The organism is Amycolatopsis sp. NBC_00438, from assembly GCF_036026695.1.
Taxonomy (GTDB): domain Bacteria; phylum Actinomycetota; class Actinomycetes; order Mycobacteriales; family Pseudonocardiaceae; genus Amycolatopsis.
In genome coordinates, this window is record NZ_CP107923.1 from 7,318,586 (window position 1) to 7,334,080 (window position 15,495).

The following is a 15,495-nucleotide window of genomic DNA, read 5'->3' on the forward strand; positions in this document are numbered from 1 at the left end:
CCGGATTACGTTGGTACGCATGGACATGATCACCCCCGAGCCGCGCCCCGCCTGGATCGCCGGACGCCCCGAGCAGGGCGCCACCACCCTCGTGGTGCACCACCCGTACGACGGCAGCGAGGTCGCCACGGTCGCGGTGCCCGGGCCGGACCAGGTCGAACGCGCGGTCGCCGCCGCCGTGTCCGTCGCCAAAGAGCTTCGCCGCACGCCCGCGCACCTCCGGGCCGGCGCGCTCGAGCACGTCTCCCGCATGCTCGCCGTCCGCGCCGACGAGATCGCCGAAGTGATCACGGCGGAGAACGGCAAGCCGCTCAAGTGGGCCGAGGCCGAGGTCAAGCGCGCCGTGTCGGTGTTCCGGATCGCCGCCGAGGAGGCCCGCCGGTTCACCGGCGAGGTCCAGCGCCTCGACACGGATCCCGCGGGCGAATCGCGGCTGGCCCTGACCCGCCGCGTCCCGCGCGGGCCGGTGCTCGGCATCGCGCCGTTCAACTTCCCGCTCAACCTGGTGGCGCACAAGGTCGCGCCGTCGCTCGCGATCGGCGCGCCGATCATCGTCAAGCCGGCGCCGCGGACGCCGCTGGCCGCGCTGATCCTGGGTGAAATCCTGGCCGAGACAGACCTGCCCGAAGGCGCGTTTTCGGTGCTGCCGCTGGGAAACGAGGAGACGCAGGCGCTCGTCGCCGACCCGCGGCTGCCGGTCGTGTCGTTCACCGGCTCCGGTCCGGTCGGCTGGTCGCTGAAGGACGCGGCGCCGCGTAAGCACGTCGTGCTCGAGCTCGGCGGCAACGCGGCGGCCGTCGTGCTGCGCGACTGGCCCGATCCCGAAGGCGCCGCGCACCGCATCGCCACCTTCGGCAACTACCAGGCCGGCCAGTCCTGCATCGCCGTGCAGCGCGTGATCGTGGACGCCGCGATCGCCGGCGAGTTCGTGCCGGCGCTGCTGGAAGCCGTGCAGTCGCAGCAGACCGGCGATCCCTATGACCGCAACGTCGACGTCGGCCCGGTCGTCGACGAGGCGGCCGCCGAGCGGATCGTCGCGTGGGTCGACGAAGCCGTCGCGGCGGGCGCGAAGCTGCTCACCGGCGGCACGCGGGAGGGTGCGACGGTCGCGCCCACGCTGCTCACCGACGTCCCGGTCGACACGAAGGCGTGGGCCGAGGAGATCTTCGGCCCGGTGCTCGCGGTGTCCGTTGTGGACGGTGTGGACGAGGCCTTCCGGTCGGTCAACGAATCCGCGTACGGGCTGCAGGCCGGCGTCTTCACCACCGACGTCCAGCTGGCCTTCCACGCGTCGGCGGAGATGGAGGTCGGCGGCGTGATCATCGGCGACGTGCCGTCGTACCGCGCCGACCAGATGCCCTACGGCGGGGTCAAGGGCTCCGGCGTCGGCCGCGAAGGCGTGCTGGCCGCGATGCACGACCTCACCGAGGAGCGCGTCACGGTCTTCACCGGCATCGACCTCTGACTCAGATCTGGACGCTCTGCCCGAACCGGAAGACGTTGAAGGGGTCGTACTTCTTCGCGACGTCCTGCAGGCGCGTGGCGTTGTCGCCGTAGTAGGCGGTCTTCCAGTCGGGCAGAGCCGGGTCGATGTAGTTGACGTAACCGCCGCCCGCGCCGGCCGCGGCGAGCCCGGTGACGACCTCGGCCACGGACTGGCTCACCTTGGTCTGGTTCTTCGCCGTCGCCTGCGCGTAGACCTGCACGCTGGCCAGCGCGTCGCGGTGCCAGAACGCGGTGGCGGTCTTCGCCGGCTCGCCGACCTTGCCGCCGAGGCCGTCGATGAGCAGGTCGGTGCCGGCGCGGCCGTCGGCGAGCGCGACGATCTTCGCCGCGTCGACCGGGGCCGTGATGATCCGCGACGACCCGAGGAACGACTGGCGGGCCGAGCTGCCCTCGAAGTACTTCATGGCGCCGAGGTAGTCGAGGCTGCGGACGGTGCGCTGCGTCGGCTTCGCGCCGGCGTTGGTCGTGAGGTTGTTCAGCAGCGTGTTCAGCCCGGACGCGCCGCCGACGTAACAGCCGCCGACCCGGCACTGGACCGGCGAACCACCCGAAACGACCAGGTTCGCCCACAGCTCCGGCGGCATCGCGGGGAGCCACTGCTGCCACGCGTTGAGCACGTCGGCCGCCGAACCGGCCGGGAAGTGCAGCGAGAAGACGGTCAGGTTCGGCGCCGGGTCGGTGTCGAAGGTGAACTCGGTGACGACGCCGAAATTGCCGCCACCGCCACCGCGCAGCGCCCAGAACAGGTCCGGCTCGGACGTCGCGGACGCCGTCACGAGCTTGCCGTCGGCCGTGACGACCTGGGCGGAGCTCAGGTGGTCGCAGGTCAGGCCGTACTTGCGGGCGAGCACGCCGATGCCGCCGCCGAGGGTCAGCCCGGAGATCCCGACGGTCGGGCACGACCCGGCGGGCAGCGCGCGCCCGGCCGCGCCGAGCGCCGCGTAGACGTCCTTCAGCTTCGCGCCGGCGCCGATCACGGCTTTGCCGCCCTGGACGGTCACCTTGTTCATCGCGGACAGGTCGATGACCATCCCGCCGTCGGGCACGGAGTACCCGGCGTAGCTGTGCCCGCCGCTGCGCGCGGCGATGCTCACGCGGCCGGCGATGCCCTGGACGCACGCCTGCACGTCCTGGACCGTCGCCGCCTGGACCACGGCGACGGGGTTGCGGCCGTCGAAGAGCGGGTTGAACGCGCGCTTGGCGGCGGCGTAGGCGTCGTCGCCCGGCCGGAGCAGGCCACCGCTCAGCCGGGTGCGCAGGTCGTCCCAGTTCGGCGGGCCGGTCGGCGGCCTGCTGGTGGTCGGCGCGGACGGGGCCGCGGTGGTGGGCGAGGTCGAGCCGACGGGTACCGGGCTGCCCCCGGTCGTGCAGGCGGCGGCGACCGCGCCTACCGCCGAGACGCCCGCGATCCGGAGGAACGCCCTTCTGTCCAGGTCCACACGGGGGTAGACGTGCGACTGTCCGGCGGGTTGTCCCGGGTCGTGCTCGCTGTCCACATCGGACTCCTCAGCCCCGGGGGATGTCCCGGCCCGGCCAGTCTAGGTCCGCGGGCGATCGTCAACACGCCGAGACGCCCACCTCACCGGGTACACGAGCCCGCGCCGCGAGGCGTTCAGGACCAGGCGGGAATCCGCGGCACGGCACCGTCCAAGGCGGACCCGTCGGACCGCCCGCTCAGCCAGGCCAGCAGCTCGCCGGGAGTGCCGGTGACGGTCGTCTTCGCCGGGGCGCCCATCGACCACTCGAAGCCGTCCGCGACCAGGCGCAGCGCCGGCAGGTGGGCACTCCGGGAGGTGATCGCGTGCTGGACGACGTCCTCGGCGAGCGGGCCGAGCAGCGTCAGCACCTGGTCGAGATCGTGGCCGAGGCCCAGGTCGGCGAGGTGGATGGTCAGCTCGGACAGCCGCATCCGCGCCACCACGACGCCGGTCACGGGCGCGCCCTGGCGGTTGCGGGCCTCCCGGGCCCAGGCGTCGGCCGGCATCCCCGCGGCGTACTGCTCGAACCGCCCGGCGGACGCGACGAAGTCCGCGAGGATGTCGGCGACCCCCCGCTGGGCGCCGGCCTCGATGTCTTCGTCGCGCGCCTCGGCACTGGCGTACATCGGCGTCTCGGCACCGGTGTCCGCCCAGGTCAGCAGATTGCGCAGACCATCGGCGTTGCGCGCGATGTGCGCGAAGACGTGCGCCCGCGTCCAGCCGGGCAGAGCGCTGGGCGCGCGGAGTTCAGGCTCACCGAGCCCACCGGCCACGCGGGCCCATTCGTCGTCGAGCTTCCGTACGCCGCCGAGCAGCGCGTGGGCCTTCTCGGATGCTTGTCCCGATGCCGTCGTCACGGCGCTGAGTCTAGGACCGCCGAAGCGCCGCCGGGGCCGCCGCGGGGACGGCCGGGTTCTTCGGCGCGATCGGCTCCAGCCGGACGTAGGGCACGTCCTGCGCCGGCCGGGCGTCCGGTTCGCCCTTGTTCGGCCAGAACGAGAACGCGCGCTCCGCCTGGGCCGTGATCGTCAGGGACGGGTTCACGCCGAGGTTGGCCGTGATCGCCGCGCCGTCCACGACCGAGAGGCCCGGGTAGCCGAACACGCGGTGGTACGGGTCGATCACACCCTCGTCGGTGGTGGCGCCGATCGGGACGCCGCCGATGAAGTGGGCCGTCAGCGGGATGTCGAAGATCTCGCCCCAGGTGCCGCCCGCGAGGCCGCCGATGCGGTCCGCCGTGCGCTCGTTGGCTTCGTGGCCCGCCGGGATGAAGCTCGGGTTCGGCTCGCCGTGGCCCTGCTTCGACGTGTACTTGCGGCGGCCGAACAGCCCGCGCTTCGTGTAGGTCGTGATCGAGTTGTCGAGACTCTGCATCACCAGCAGGATCACCGTGCGCTCGCTCCAGCGGTAGCCGTTGAGCAGCTTCGCCGTCTGGAGCGGGTGCTTGACCATGAACGACACGGCCTGCCGCCAGCGCGGCACCGGCGACGCGCCGTCGGTGGCGATCGTCTGCAGCAGGCTCATCGCGTTGCTGCCCTTGCCGTAGCGGACCGGCTCGATGTGGGTGTTCTCGTCCGGGTGGATCGACGACGTGATCGCGACGCCGCGGCTGAAGTTGCGGCTCTCGTCGACGTCGGTGCGCGCGGCGCCGATGATCGCCTCGGAGTTCGTCCGGGTCAGCTCGCCCAGGCGCCGCGAGAGCGCGGGCAGCGTGCCGGTGTCCTTCATCTTGTGCAGCAGGTTCTGCGTGCCCCAGGTACCCGCGGCGAAGACGACCTTCTCGGCCGTGATCGTCGTGCGGAACCGGCGGGACGTCGTCCCGGTCTTCTTCAGATCGACCTCGTAGCCGCCGGCGGCGGGCCGGACCGAGGTGACCGTCGTCAGCGGGATGACCTGCGCGCCGTCCTGCTCGGCGAGGTACAGGTAGTTCTTGACCAGCGTGTTCTTCGCGCCGACGCGACAGCCGGTCATGCAGGCGCCGCACTCGGTGCAGCCGGTGCGCGCGGGCCCGGCGCCCCCGAAGAACGGGTCCGCGGCCTTCTCCCCCGGCTTGCCGAAGTAGACGCCGACGGGCGTCGGGTGGAACGAATCGCCGACGCCCATGTCCTTCGCGACGTCGCGCATCACGACGTCCGATGGCGTGATGGTCGGGTTCGTGACGACCCCGAGCATCCGGCTCGCCTGGTCGTAGTGCGGCGCGAGTTCGGACTCCCAGTCCGTGATGTGCGACCACTGCTGATCCGCGTAGAACGGCTTCAGCGGCCGGTACAGCGTGTTCGCGTAGACGAGCGACCCACCGCCGACGCCGGCGCCCGCGAGCACCATGACGTCGTTGAGCATGTGGATGCGCTGGATCCCGTAGCAGCCGACCTGCGGCGCCCACAGGTAGCGCTTGAGGTCCCAGGACGTCTTCGCGAACTCGTCGTCCGCGAACCGGCGCCCCGCCTCGATGACGGCTACGCGGTAGCCCTTTTCGGTGAGCCGCAGCGCCGCGACGCTGCCGCCGAACCCCGATCCGACCACAACGACGTCGTAGTCGAACGCACCGGCACTGGTGGTGGTGTTACTGGCAGTCACACCTTGAGCGTAACCCCGGGTCCGCTTCCTGACCAGAGGTAAGTTACTGACCAGTCACCCGTCTGCTGGATTCTCGGAGGGTGAGTGTGGGTATACAAAGAGTAGCTCGATGTTCACGCGGGCGAGACCCGTCGGCGGGACACGATTTCCGGGAGGGACCGACATGGGCCCCCAGCAGCTCACCGGTTGGCGCAAGTCGAGCCACAGTCACTTCGAAGAAAACGCCTGCGTGGAGATCGGTTCCGCGCCGGGCGTCGTCGGGGTGCGGGACACCAAACAGGCGGCGCTCGCCGCCCGTCCGGTGCTCGTCTACCCCGCGGAAGCCTTCGCGGCCTTCGTGCGGCACCTCACCGGCGGACGGTGAGCCCCACCCGCTGGAACTCCTTCAAATCCGAGTAACCCGTCTTCGCCATCGCGCGACGCAGGGCGCCGAAGAGGTTCACCACGCCCTCCGCGTCGGACGACGGCCCGAACAGCAGGGTCTTGAGGTCGACGGCGTAGTCCGGCCCGGCCGCCACGCGTGAGCGCGGCAGCGACGGGTGGGCCGCGGCCGCCGTCCAGTACAGGCCCTGACCGGGCGCGTCCGACGCGGCGGCCAGCGGTGAGCCCAGCATGACGGCGTCCGCGCCGCACGCGATGGCCTTCGCGATGTCGCCCGACGTCGTCATGCCGCCGTCCGCCAGCACGTGCACGTAGCGGCCGCCGGTCTCGTCGAGGTAGTCGCGGCGGGCGGCCGCAGCGTCGATGACGGCCGTGGCCATCGGGACGCCGATGCCGAGCACGCGGTCGGTGCTCGTCACGCCCGGCGTGTAGCCGTGGCCGACGATGACCCCGGCCGCGCCGGTGCGCATCAGGTGCATCGCCGTGCGGTAGTCGCTGACGCCGCCGGCGATCACCGGGACGTCGAGGCGGCCGATGAAGTCCTTGAGGTTCAGCGGCTCGGCGTCGCGCTGCACGTGCTCGGCGGAGATGATCGTGCCCTGCACGAAGAGGATCTCGACACCGGCCGCGATCAGGTCCGGGGTCAGCTCGGCGGCGTGCTGCGGGCTGACGCGCGCGGCCACCGTGACGCCGGACTCGCGGACCGTCTTGATCGCCTCGGTCAGCAGGTCGAGCCGGATCGGCGCGGCGTGCAGCTCCTGCAGCACGCGGCCGACGGCGGTCGGGTCCTCGACGTCCTCGGCCGCGCGGACCAGCTGGAAGATCGCGTCCTCGACGTTCGGGTGCCGGGCCCAGAGCCCTTCGGCGTTGAGCACGCCCAGCCCGCCGAGCTCGCCGACGGCGACCGCGGTGCCGGGCGAGACGATCGCGTCCGTCGGGTGGGTGACCAGCGGCAGGTCGAAGCGGTAGGCGTCGATCTGCCACGAGGTGGACACCACCGACGACGACCGGGTCCGCCGTGAGGGCACGATCTCGACGTCGTCGAGGTCATACGCCCGCCGCGCGGTGCGGCCCATCCCGATCTCGACCAGGTCCCGCACGTGAAGCCTCCTCCGACGACGACAATCTGCCGTGCCCCATTGTCGCTAGTCCGCGTGGGTGACCCGCGCACGGGGGTTAGAACAGCAGCAACACGGGCAGTGCGCCGGCCCCGAGCCCGGCCACCGCGCCCGCGATCGCCGGGATCGGGCGCTTGGCGTCGGCGCACGCGCCGAGCGCGCCGGCCAGGAACCCGAGCCCGGTCAGCGCCGCGACGAAGATCCCGAGACCGCCGGAGTCGACGGTGGTCCGCCTGCCGCCGACCTCGATGGCCTGGACCCCCCGCCCGACATCGGAGATCTCCGCCCGGAGCCACGTCCCCGACGACTGGCCGAGGTGCCGGTCCTTGCCCCAGACCTCGAAGCTCTCGCCCGACGCCGTGCGGAGGACGAGGTGGTGCTGCTGGTCCTCCCCCGCACCCGGCTCGGTGTTCACCGGCCACTGCACGGGGTCCGCCGCCTCGACCACGGCTTCCTCCCAGCCGGACGGGCCGAGCGCCTGGAGGAACCAGAACACGGCGAGTGAACGCCGCCCCGGCGACGACCGCCCACAACGCCGGCCTGAGGTCCACGGCTACACGCGGACGAACACGGCGACCGGGGACAGGATCGCGCCCAGCGCGAGCGCCAGCCAGGTGGCCATCGGTGGATAGACGTTGAGGCGGACCGCGCCGAAGTAGACCGCGCCCAGGGCGAGCAGCGACGCGACGATCAGGAGCACCGGCCGGATCACGCCCGCCCGCAGGTCGAGCACACCGCCGCCGGCGCGCAGGTAGGCGATGGTGCTGTCCGCGGTCGAGACGTCGAGCGCGACCGGCTGGCCCGGCGGCAGGTCGAGGCCGGACCCGACCGTCGTGATGCTGTAGTGCCGCCCGTCGGCCGCGTCGATGCCGATGGTGTGCCGCACGGCGTTGTCGTCCCCGCCGACCGGGAGCTCGCCCCGCTCGTGGGACACGACGTGCCCGTCGACGCGGTAGGTGGGCGCGTCCCGGCCCGCGAGCACCTGGCACATGAGGCAGACGACGCCGCCGAGGAACAGCGAGACGAGCGCGACTGCCGTGAAGAAGACCCTGCGGAGCAAGCGCGTGAAGCGGCCGGCCGTCATGGCGTCCAGTGGACACTACGGTGGCCACGGAAGGCGATAGGCCAGTTACCGTAAGCACTCTGGGTAACGAAGGTTCAGCCGAAGAGGTCTACGGCCGGGGCCGAACGGGGGCATTCGCCGCCGAATGGCTCGCGATCTTGTAATCAGAGCAGGTCGCGAGCGGTGCCGTGGGCACCGCTCGCGGCCGGCTCAGCGGGTCGTGTAGTTCGGTGCTTCGACGGTCATCGTGACGTCGTGCGGGTGGCTCTCCTTGAGCCCGGCCGCCGTGATCCGGACCAGCTGCGCCTCCTGCAGCTGCGGGATCGTCTCGGCGCCCGCGTAGCCCATGCCCGCGCGCAGGCCGCCGACCAGCTGGTGCACCACGTTGGCGAGCGGGCCGCGGAACGGGATCCGGCCCTCGATGCCCTCGGGGACCAGCTTGTCCTCGTTGAGCACGTCGTCCTGGGCGTAGCGGTCCTTGGAGTAGGACTTGCCCTCGCCGCGCGACTGCATGGCACCCAGCGAGCCCATGCCGCGGTAGACCTTGAACTGCTTGCCGTTGACCAGGATCAGGTCGCCGGGGGCTTCGGCCGTGCCGGCCAGCAGGCTGCCCAGCATCACGGTGGACGCGCCGGCCGCGATGGCCTTCGCGATGTCGCCGGAGTACTGGATGCCGCCGTCGCCGATCACCGGGATGCCCGCCGGGCGGGCGGCCTGGTCGGCCTCGTAGATCGCCGAGATCTGCGGGACGCCGACCCCCGCCACGATCCGGGTGGTGCAGATCGAGCCCGGGCCGACGCCGACCTTGACGCCGTCCGCGCCCGCGTCGACCAGGGCCTGCGCGCCCGCGCGGGTCGCGACGTTGCCGCCGACGATGTCGACCGCGTCGCCCAGCTCCTTCTTCAGCAGCGAGACGGTGTCGACGACCGCGCGGGAGTGCCCGTGCGCGGTGTCGACCATCAGGACGTCGACCCCCGCGTCGGCCAGGGCCATCGCGCGCTTGTGGCCGTCCGGGCCGACGCCGACCGCGGCGCCGACGATGAGCCGGCCGTCCGGGTCCTTCGTCGCCTTCGGGTACTGCTCGGTCTTCACGAAGTCCTTGACCGTGATCAGGCCGCGCAGCTTGCCCGCGCCGTCGACGATCGGCAGCTTCTCGATCTTGTGCCGGCGCAGCAGGCCGAGCGCGGCGTCCGCGGACACCCCGACCTGCGCGGTGATCAGCGGGGCCTTGGTCATCACCTCGGACACCGGGCGGCTGTGGTCGACCTCGAACCGCATGTCGCGGTTGGTGATGATGCCCACGAGGGTCCCGGACGCGTCGGCCACCGGCACGCCGGAGATGCGGAACTTCGCGCACAGGGCGTCGACCTCGGCCAGCGTGGCGTCGGGCGAGCAGGTGACCGGGTCGGTGACCATGCCGGCCTCGGACCGCTTGACCACCTCGACGGCGGCGGCCTGCTCGTCGATCGGGAGGTTGCGCTGGAGCACGCCGATGCCGCCCTGGCGGGCCATGGCGATCGCCATCCGCGCCTCGGTGACGGTGTCCATCGCGGCGGAGACCAGCGGCACGCCGAGGGTGATGTTCCGGGTCAGCCGGGTGCCGGTGTCGACCATGCTGGGCACGACGTCCGATTCCGCCGGCAGCAGCAGCACGTCATCGAAGGTCAGGCCGAGCATGGCGAACTTGGCCGGAACGGGGGCGGTGATGCCGTCGCTGGTCATAGCGGGTGAAGGGCCTTCCTGGCGCGGGGTGAGCGGCGTCGCTGTGGCGACTCGGAGCCTTCCCCTCATGGTATCCGGGCCCGGCCCCCGCCCCGGGTGGTGGGCGAGCCACGAGGCCGGACCGGTAGCGTGCAGGCCGTGGCGCATGACGTTCTGCCTCCGGACCCGTTCGCGGACGACCCGGACGACCCGGCCCGCGCGTTCCTCGACAACGAGGAGCGGCTGGACGAGCCGATCAGCGACCAGGAACGCACCGAGCTGCTGGCCGATCTCTCGGATCTGGCCGTCTACCAGGCGCTTCTCGAGCCTCGCGGGGTCCGCGGGATCGTCGTGGACTGCGGCGAGTGCGACGAACCGCACTACCACGACTGGCACCTGCTGCGGGCCAGCCTGGAGCAGCTGCTGGCCGACGGGCGGATGCGCCCGCACGAGCCGGCCTACGACCCGAACCCCGGCGACTACGTCAGCTGGGACTACTGCCGCGGCTTCGCGGACGGCGTCACGGCGAACGAAAGCGCCTACTGAGCGCCCCGTACCGAACAAAAAAGCCCTGGTGAGGTAGCCCACCAGGGCTTTTTCCGGAGCTTTTACGGGTTGTCCGTGACGCCCTGCTGCGCGGCGCCGCCCGAGGTCTCGCTGCGGGGTGACGTGCCCGGGTCGTTGCCGCTCGCGGCCGTGGTGGTCGGCGTGGTCGGCGGCGGAGGCGTCGGGGTCTCGGTCGTCGGCGGCGGCGGTGTCGGAGTCGGCGTCTCGGTGCCCGGAAGGCTGGTCGTGCCGCTGCCGCTGCCCGGGATCGACGTCGCCGAGCCGGCCGGCGGCACCTGCGTCGACGAGGCGCCCGGCGGCACCGGCGTCGAAGTGGTCTGGGTCGGACCCTGGACCGGCGCGTCCGGGTTCTGGAGCTGGGCGGCGAGCTGCCGGTGCTGCTCCATCAGCTGGCCTTTGTTGTCCTCGTCGCTGACCTGCGAAAGCGCGGTCTGTGCGTCCTGGAGGGCCTGCCGGGCGGTGGCGAGGTCGCCGCCGGCGAGAGCGAGGTTCGCCTTCTCGAGGTCGAGCTTCGCGTTCGCGGCGGCCTCGACCGAGTGGGTGTGATCGGAGTACAGGACCTTCGCGAGGCCCCAAAGCGTGTCACCGGGTTCCGCGGAGCGCGCGGCCAGCCCGGTTCCGGTGAAGGCGATCGCCAGCACCGCCGCGGCGGCGGCGACCGGGACGAGCAGCCTGCGGCGGCGTCCGCTCGAGGCGTGCCGCTGCGCGAGGGCGGCGGTCGTGACGGTGCGCACGGCGGTGTCGACGTCGACGAGTTCGGCCAGGGGCTCACTGTCGATGTCTCTTCGCCACGCGACCAGCAACGCGTTGAGCTCCTGGTCGCCGAGGCCGTCGGCCAGCGCCGGGTCGGACCCGCCCAGCGCGTCGAGCAGCGCGTCGTCCGCTTGCACGGCCGTCAGATCGGCGGCGAACTCCGCCTCCGAGCCCGACAGGCCATCGCCCCAGACGTCATCCGGCTCGAAACCGTTCTCGTGACCGGTCACTCAGATCACCTCCTCCGCGGCCAGGACCTTTCTCAGCCGCGCGAGGGCGCGGTGCTGGGCGACGCGGACGGCACCGGGGGTGGACCCCACGGCGTCCGCGGTCTCCTCCGCCGACAAGCCGACGACCACGCGCAGCACCACGATCTCCCGCTGCTTGTCCGGCAGCACCTGCAACAACTGGGACATCCGCTCGTTCAGTTCACCCTGCAGCGCCCGCTGCTCGGGACCGACGCCACCCTCGACCTCGTCGGGGATCTCGGCAACCGGTTCGGCGCGGTTACGGGCCGCCGCGCGGTGCGCGTCGGCCACCTTGTGCTGGGCGATTCCGTAGACGAAGGCCAGGAACGGGCGCCCTTGGTCACGGTACGAAGGCAATGCCGTTAGCACCGCGAGACACACCTCCTGCGCAACGTCGTCCGCCGAAGCGAACGATCGCTCCTGCCTGCCAACCCGAGCGCGGCAATACCGCACTACCAGTGGACGGATAGCAGCCAGCAGCCGCTCCACCGCCTGGGGATCTCCCTCGACAGCAGCGGCGACCGGTTCATCCAGTCCATCCCCCACATTGGCCATCGCAGACAACAGTCCCAGTGTTACGTGTAGGCGTGCAAAGAGTCCGGCTCGTGGCTGCCCGCGCCGCGGACCGGTGACCGTTACCGTACCTGCGGCCACCCCGGCCCGGCGCGCGCGGTGCTTCCCGGCGCGCCGCGCCCGCCGGCGCCGCGAAAATACGGATTAGCCCCTGCGAGCCACGATCGATGTCGTCGAATCAACGAGCGACCGGGGCCACAGGTACGAGTTCCCGCCCGGTGGACGGGAGCCGGGGCGCGTGAGCACCCCGAGGGCGGCCCCGAAGGGCGCCGGAATGTGATGGGGACCACACAAGTGCGGGCCAGGGCGGTGCGCCCTGGCCCGTCGTCACCTGTATTCCGGCCGTGTCAGGATCGAGGAGAGTGCCGTGAACCGGTCAGCTGACCAGGCCGCGGCGGAAGCCGTGCGCCACGGCCTGCGCGCGGTCGCGCACGCCGAGCTTGCGGAACAGCCGCCGGGCGTGGGTCTTGACCGTGTCCTCGGACAGGTACAGCTCGCGGCCGATCTGGCCGTTGCTCTTGCCCTGGCTCATCCCGCGGAGCACCTGAAGCTCGCGCTCGGTCAGCTGGACGCCCGGGTCGGACGGCTGACGGGGCGCGGGCACCGAGGTGCTCGCGAGGGTGTGGGCCAGTGCGGCGACCAGCTCCGGCCGGGACGCGTCCCAGCGGAGATAGCCGCGGGCACCACCGGCGATCGCGGCAGCGATGCTGCCCGCGTCGTCCGGGGCGCCGAACACGATGACGTTCGCCTGGGGGTTCGCAGAGACGAGCCGCCGGGTGGCTTCGACACCTGTCGGGACCGCGCGTTGCGTTCCGACCAGCACGACGTCGACGGGCTGACGGGAGTACCGGGCCAGCAGCTCGTCACCGTGCGCTACGCAGTCGATGCGACTGACCCCAGGGACCGCGGACATCACTCGGGTGAGCCCTTCACGGACACTGCGTCGGTCGTCGCAGATCAAGACCGTCGTCACGGGGTTTCCTTCCTGCAGCCGGGTGACATTCCACTTCCCCTATCGGACGCTTTAGCCCGAACCTTGACACGATCCGGTGGCTTTTTTTGAAACTTCTTAGCCCGGATGCCGGAACACCCCATTCCGACGGCTCAACCACCCGGGGCGGGGACCCATGGCGATTCCCCCGCGATCCTCCTCCCGCAAGGATCTGCGCTTCGTAACACTGCGTGCAACACCTCCGCCACTCTGAATCGATACTCCTCGGCGTGTCCAGGGCGCAGATCGGCCGCGACAAGGGCGGCCGGCCACAAAAGTGAAAGCAGTTCGCATTCTTCGGCGGTCGCCATTGCCTTTCCGACGAGAGCGTCCGAAATGTTCCGGTGATCGGGAGCCTCGGCGGCCCGCAGGGCCACGGCCAGCACAATCCCGGATTTGGTGGCGTGCCGGCGCGCGCCACGGGCGACCGCAGTTTCGAAGGCGCGCTCGGCGGGCGCCACGGCGGCGGCACCCTGACCTGCGGCGAGCTCGATCTCGGCGCCGACCCAGCCGCGGCGGACGTCGGCCCGCCACCCGGCGTGCTCCCGCTCGGCGCGGGCGGCCAGCCGCCGGGCGGCGCTCAGCCGGCCGAGGGCGAGGTTGTCGGCGGCCAGGCCCAGCAGGGCGTCGGCCCGGGCACCGGCGGCGTCGAGCCCGTCCGGGTCCGGGTCGCTGTGGAGGGTCGCGGCGCGGGCGAAGGCTTCGCCGTCGAGCGCGCGGGCTTTCCGGTGCCCGCCCAGCTGCCGCCGGTGCGCGGCGAGAGTGCTGGCGGCCAGGGAGCCGAGCAAGGGGTCGCCCGCCGTCCGCAGGGGGTCCAGGAGCGCCGCGGCGGCCGCGTAGCGCCCCTGGGCGCCGAGGACGATCGCGGCGAGCAGGCGGGCTCTGGGCGTCCCGGTGCCACGAAGGACGGCCGGGTCGGGCCGCGGGTCACCCCCGAAGGCGGCGGCGCGGAGGGCGGGTTCGTGCACCCGTCCTTTCTAGCCCCTCCCACCGACAAGAACATGATCGAAGTGACCGGAGCCGCGCGGTTCGCGCCGGGTACCGCTGACGACTCGGTGGCGCGCCCGTCGCGGATCCGCCGAACGGCCGTACGGCCCGACCGAGCCACCGGCAGCGCACGGCGCGTTCGGGCGGGCCGGCCCGCGAATCGCGACGGCCGCCGGGGCACGGCAGCCCGCGGGCCACCCGTCTCCCCCGGCCGAGCCGCCGCCCCGCCTCGCCCGCCCCGCCTCGCCCGCCCCGTTCGGCCGCCGCACCATCCCGGTCGCCGAGCCGCCGCCCGTCTCGCCGCCGTCGACCCGTTTCGCCCGCCGAGAGGCCACCCGTCTCGCCCGCTGCCCCATCTCGCCTCGCCGAGCCGCCCGCCCCGTCTCGACACCGTCGCCCCGGGAAAGCCCGTCAGGGCCACCCTCACGGACCTAAAAGCCGTGAAGGTGCCCCTCACGGCTTTCCCGCCGCGCGCCGACCAGGACGTGCTCGATGCGGTCCGCCGCGCCCGGGAGGTCCGGGAGCAGCTCGACCTGATCCGGCATCCCGGCCGGGTCCCAGCCCGGTCCGCAGGCGAAGAGCCTGCTGCGCTGGCGGCCGCGCGAGACCCGGGCGAACAGGCGGGGGTCGGCCATCCCGCGGCGGTGGGCCCACAGCACCACCGCCGCCGGGGCGCTGCGGCGGACCGCCACCGCGAGGACGTCCGCGGGCAGCGGCACCCCGAAGAGCTGAGCGCCGATCCGGCGGCCGGCCAGCGACGCCGCGAGCGCGTACATCGGCATCGTGTCGCGCTCTTCCGGGACGCAGCCGAGCAGCACCGGCCGGGTGTTGCGCGGCTCGTCGAGCACCGGGGTGGCGCGGACCAGGGCGGCGGACACGCACTCGGCGAGCAGGTACTCGACCTCCGCGCCCGCGCTCGCCCCGCGCCAGCGGGCCCCGAGCGCCGACAGCACCGGCTCGAGCACGCCCGTCCAGGCGGGCAGCACCCCGAGCTCGGTGATGGTGTCGGCGAGCATGTGCTGCACGGCGTGGACGTCCATGGCGAGCGCCGCGGTGCTCAGCCGGCGCGCGAGCCGGGAGCGGACCTCGTGACCGTCGTCGGCGGCGCCGGCTTCGGGAGGCTCCTCGGGCTCCTCCGGCTGCGGCGAACCGGAGCGCGGGATCTGCTCGAGGGCGTAGCGCGCGGCCTCCGCCGTCGACGCCCCGCTGAGGAGGGCCCGCTGCATCAGTTCGAGCCGGCCGATGTCGGAGGTGCCGTAGCGGCGGTGCCGGCCGTCGGTGTGGCGGCTGGGGCCCAGCCCGTAGCGCCGGTCCCAGGTTCGGAGGGTGGACGGCGCGACCCCGAGCCGGCGGGCGACCGAGGCCACCGGCAGGGTGGGTTCTTCGGTACCCGACCCAGCTCCCACGAGCCTCAATATCCAGGCACGCACCGAGGTCGGCAACCGGAGGCGAAACCCCCGCTCACACATCCGGGGGATGCCTAACGGCTGAATCGAACCGAATCGCTTGAACAACTATTGGCGCGCTTCTAACGTTACGGCCGTTGCACCGA

General features: G+C 72.4%; 15 protein-coding genes. 3 read left to right on the top strand and 12 right to left on the bottom strand.

All coding sequences use genetic code 11. The features are described from left to right. Positions 1-19: 19 nt before the first annotated feature. Positions 20-1,465: an aldehyde dehydrogenase family protein gene (locus tag OG494_RS32955; protein WP_328445395.1), complete on the top strand. Its 1,446-nt coding sequence runs from the start codon at positions 20-22 to the stop codon at positions 1,463-1,465. A gap of 1 nt (position 1,466) precedes the next feature. Here the strand turns inward: OG494_RS32955 and OG494_RS32960 are convergent, their stop codons facing one another. From OG494_RS32960 to OG494_RS32970, 3 genes are all read right to left on the bottom strand, one after another. Beyond that, positions 1,467-3,002: an FAD-binding oxidoreductase gene (locus OG494_RS32960; protein WP_442874310.1), complete on the bottom strand. Its 1,536-nt coding sequence runs from the start codon at positions 3,000-3,002 to the stop codon at positions 1,467-1,469. Positions 3,003-3,118: 116 nt separating this feature from the next. Next, positions 3,119-3,841: a maleylpyruvate isomerase N-terminal domain-containing protein gene (locus OG494_RS32965; RefSeq protein ID WP_328445397.1), complete on the bottom strand. Its 723-nt coding sequence runs from the start codon at positions 3,839-3,841 to the stop codon at positions 3,119-3,121. A 10-nt stretch (positions 3,842-3,851) separates the two neighbouring features. Further along, positions 3,852-5,561 carry a GMC family oxidoreductase gene (locus OG494_RS32970; RefSeq protein ID WP_328445399.1) on the bottom strand — a complete coding sequence of 570 codons (1,710 nt, stop codon included), beginning with the start codon at positions 5,559-5,561 and terminating at the stop codon, positions 3,852-3,854. Between the two features lie 163 nt (positions 5,562-5,724). Between OG494_RS32970 and OG494_RS32975 the strand changes: the two genes are divergently transcribed. After that, entirely contained in the window at positions 5,725-5,925 is a 201-nt protein-coding gene (locus OG494_RS32975) for a DUF397 domain-containing protein (protein ID WP_328445401.1), read from the top strand. Here OG494_RS32975 and OG494_RS32980 read toward each other — a convergent pair. The 4 genes from OG494_RS32980 to guaB all read right to left on the bottom strand — a co-directional run bounded on the left by OG494_RS32980 (position 5,909) and on the right by guaB (position 9,845). Next, positions 5,909-7,042, bottom strand: a complete 1,134-nt coding sequence (locus OG494_RS32980) for a GuaB3 family IMP dehydrogenase-related protein (RefSeq protein ID WP_328445403.1) — start codon at positions 7,040-7,042, stop codon at positions 5,909-5,911. The two genes, OG494_RS32975 and OG494_RS32980, sit on opposite strands and share 17 nt — an antisense overlap. A 76-nt stretch (positions 7,043-7,118) precedes the next feature. Continuing rightward, positions 7,119-7,556: a hypothetical protein gene (locus OG494_RS32985; RefSeq protein WP_328445405.1), complete on the bottom strand. Its 438-nt coding sequence runs from the start codon at positions 7,554-7,556 to the stop codon at positions 7,119-7,121. Between the two features lie 57 nt (positions 7,557-7,613). Beyond that, on the bottom strand, positions 7,614-8,144 hold the full coding sequence (locus OG494_RS32990) for a hypothetical protein (RefSeq protein ID WP_328445407.1): 531 nt from the start codon (positions 8,142-8,144) through the stop codon (positions 7,614-7,616). Between the two features lie 189 nt (positions 8,145-8,333). After that, positions 8,334-9,845, bottom strand: a complete 1,512-nt coding sequence (guaB, locus tag OG494_RS32995) for an IMP dehydrogenase (protein WP_328445409.1) — start codon at positions 9,843-9,845, stop codon at positions 8,334-8,336. Between the two features lie 129 nt (positions 9,846-9,974). Here guaB and OG494_RS33000 point away from each other — a divergent pair, with 129 nt between their 5' ends. Next, the gene (locus OG494_RS33000) at positions 9,975-10,370 is read left to right on the top strand and encodes a DUF5319 domain-containing protein (protein ID WP_247060636.1); all 396 of its coding nucleotides are present in this window, start codon (positions 9,975-9,977) and stop codon (positions 10,368-10,370) included. Between the two features lie 62 nt (positions 10,371-10,432). On the opposite strand, the gene OG494_RS33005 is transcribed toward OG494_RS33000, so the two are convergent. The 5 genes from OG494_RS33005 to OG494_RS33025 all read right to left on the bottom strand — a co-directional run bounded on the left by OG494_RS33005 (position 10,433) and on the right by OG494_RS33025 (position 15,349). After that, the gene (locus OG494_RS33005) at positions 10,433-11,374 is read right to left on the bottom strand and encodes an anti-sigma-D factor RsdA (protein ID WP_328445411.1); all 942 of its coding nucleotides are present in this window, start codon (positions 11,372-11,374) and stop codon (positions 10,433-10,435) included. Beyond that, positions 11,375-11,947, bottom strand: a complete 573-nt coding sequence (locus tag OG494_RS33010) for a sigma-70 family RNA polymerase sigma factor (protein ID WP_026468912.1) — start codon at positions 11,945-11,947, stop codon at positions 11,375-11,377. Positions 11,948-12,341: 394 nt separating this feature from the next. After that, positions 12,342-12,938 carry a response regulator transcription factor gene (locus OG494_RS33015; protein WP_003073605.1) on the bottom strand — a complete coding sequence of 199 codons (597 nt, stop codon included), beginning with the start codon at positions 12,936-12,938 and terminating at the stop codon, positions 12,342-12,344. A gap of 131 nt (positions 12,939-13,069) precedes the next feature. Beyond that, the gene (locus OG494_RS33020; RefSeq protein ID WP_328445413.1) at positions 13,070-13,924 is read right to left on the bottom strand and encodes a hypothetical protein; all 855 of its coding nucleotides are present in this window, start codon (positions 13,922-13,924) and stop codon (positions 13,070-13,072) included. A gap of 450 nt (positions 13,925-14,374) precedes the next feature. After that, complete coding sequence (locus OG494_RS33025) at positions 14,375-15,349, bottom strand: MerR family transcriptional regulator (protein ID WP_328445415.1); 975 nt, start codon at positions 15,347-15,349, stop codon at positions 14,375-14,377. Between the last annotated feature and the right edge of the window lie 146 nt (positions 15,350-15,495).

Excerpts from the sequence above, each read along its gene's own strand:
- guaB (WP_328445409.1), bottom strand. The coding sequence starts at position 9,845 with ATGACCAGCGACGGCATCACCGCCCCCGTTCCGGCCAAGTTCGCCATG.
- OG494_RS32975 (WP_328445401.1), top strand. The coding sequence starts at position 5,725 with ATGGGCCCCCAGCAGCTCACCGGTTGGCGCAAGTCGAGCCACAGTCAC.
- OG494_RS32955 (WP_328445395.1), top strand. The coding sequence starts at position 20 with ATGGACATGATCACCCCCGAGCCGCGCCCCGCCTGGATCGCCGGACGC.
- OG494_RS33010 (WP_026468912.1), bottom strand. The coding sequence starts at position 11,947 with ATGGCCAATGTGGGGGATGGACTGGATGAACCGGTCGCCGCTGCTGTC.
- OG494_RS32990 (WP_328445407.1), bottom strand. The coding sequence starts at position 8,144 with ATGACGGCCGGCCGCTTCACGCGCTTGCTCCGCAGGGTCTTCTTCACG.